Origin of the sequence: Streptomyces boncukensis (assembly GCF_011045075.1) — a bacterium.
Classification (GTDB): Bacteria; Actinomycetota; Actinomycetes; order Streptomycetales; family Streptomycetaceae; genus Streptomyces; species Streptomyces boncukensis.
Genome location: NZ_JAAKZZ010000901.1, coordinates 1 through 1695 on the forward strand (window position 1 = coordinate 1; position 1695 = coordinate 1695).

Genomic DNA, 1695 nt, shown 5'->3' on the forward strand with positions numbered 1-1695 from the left:
CTAGTGCTTCGCCGCGGAAGTTCTGCTGGTGAGGTCGTGCTCGTTGGCAGGGCGTGATTCTTGGTCTTGAGGTGCAGAGGGTGCTGGAGGCCCGGGTACGGGCGCACACTGCCTCGCAGAGGGAGGTGCGGCGGGCGCGCATAGTCCTGCTGGTCGCTGCGGGGCTGGGCACGCGGGAGGTTGCTTGGCGGGTCGGGGTGGCGGAGACGACGGTGGTGCGCTGGCGAGACCGGTTCTTGGCGGAGGGGCTGGACGGGCTGGAGGATCGGCCGCGGTCGGGTCGGCCGCGGACATTCGGGCCTCAGGTGCGGCTGCGGATCGTGGCCGCCGCGACCAGCGAACCGCCTTATCCCTACGACGGGTGGTCGCACCGGCTGATCGCCCAGCAGGTGGCGGACACCGGGATCTCACCCTCGCAGGTGGGACGGATCCTGGCGTCCCTGGAGATCAAGCCGCACCGGGTGCGCGGCTGGCTGACCCGGCCGGAGGACCCGGAGTTCTTCACCAAGGCGGCCGAGGTCTGCGCGCTGTATCTCAACCGGCCACCCGGCTCGATCGTGGTGTCGATCGACGAGAAGACCGCGATGGCCGCGCGGTCGCGCAAGCACCCCGAGCAGCCGGCTGCGGCGGGCAGGCCGCGGCTGCGGGAGTTCGAGTATGTCCGGCACGGCACCGTCTCGATCACCGCGGCGTTAGACGTGCACACCGGGCAGGTGGTGGTGGAAGAGCTGCCGCGAGGCGACTCCGCGCACTTCATCGCCTTCCTCACCCGCCTCGACCGGACCATTCCCCGCGAGCTGACAGTGCACCTGGTGCTGGACAACGGCTCCGCGCACGTGTCGAAGGCCACCCGCACCTGGCTGGCCGCCCACGCCAGGTTCGTGCCGCACTACACCCCCAAGCACGCGTCCTGGCTGAATCAGGTGGAGCTCTTCTTCTCGCTGCTCGGTCGGCGGGTGCTCCGGCACGGGGACTTCTCTTCCCGCCAGGACCTGCTGGACAAGGTCTGCGCCTTCACCCTCGCGCACAACGAGACGGCCCGTCCGTTTCGTTGGCACTACGACGGCCGCCCCCGGCAGACTGACCCCGCACCAGCACCCGCCGCGAAGGAACCCGCCTGATGCCCGCCGACTCCATCTTGCAGATCAAGGTCACCCTGGCCGACATCCGTCCGCCGATCTGGCGCCGCCTGCAGGTCCCCGCCGGCCTCACCCTGGCCCGCCTGCACCTGGTCATCCAGACCGCGATGGGCTGGGAGGACTACCACATGCACCTCTTCGCGACCCCGGCCGGCGACTACGGCCGCCCGGACAGCGAACTCGGCCACCGCAACGAGGCCAAGGTCCCGCTCCACGCGGTCGCCCCGGCCGCCGGAGACAAGATCTGCTACACCTACGACTTCGGTGACGGCTGGGAGCACGTGATCGAGGTCGAAAAGGTGCTGCCCCGCGAGTCCGACGCTACTTATCCGCACTGCCTGACCGGCCGCCGGGCCTGCCCACCCGAGGACTGCGGCGGCCCTTGGGGCTACGGCGAACTCCTGGCCGCCCTCGCCGACCCCAAGCACGAACAGCACGACGAACTCACCGAGTGGATCGGCGGCAGCTTCGACCCCGACCACCTCGACATCGACGACATCAACAAGCAACTCGCAGACATCTGATCACCAGCGGAACCTCCGCAGCGAAGCACTAG

2 protein-coding genes are annotated in these 1695 nt (G+C 69.5%); both read left to right on the forward strand.

Annotation, left to right across the window (positions count from 1 at the left end):
* Window positions 1–80 precede the first annotated feature (80 nt).
* On the forward strand, window positions 81–1121 hold the full coding sequence (locus G5C65_RS36825) for an IS630 family transposase (RefSeq protein ID WP_206442687.1): 1041 nt from the start codon (window positions 81–83) through the stop codon (window positions 1119–1121).
* Window positions 1121–1663: a plasmid pRiA4b ORF-3 family protein gene (locus tag G5C65_RS36830; protein ID WP_165303388.1), complete on the forward strand. Its 543-nt coding sequence runs from the start codon at window positions 1121–1123 to the stop codon at window positions 1661–1663. Before G5C65_RS36825 ends, G5C65_RS36830 begins: the two co-directional genes overlap by 1 nt.
* The last annotated feature ends 32 nt before the right edge of the window (window positions 1664–1695 follow it).

Bases quoted from the DNA above. Each gene is read 5' to 3' on its own strand.
- G5C65_RS36830 (WP_165303388.1), top strand. From the start codon at position 1,121: ATGCCCGCCGACTCCATCTTGCAGATCAAGGTCACCCTGGCCGACATC.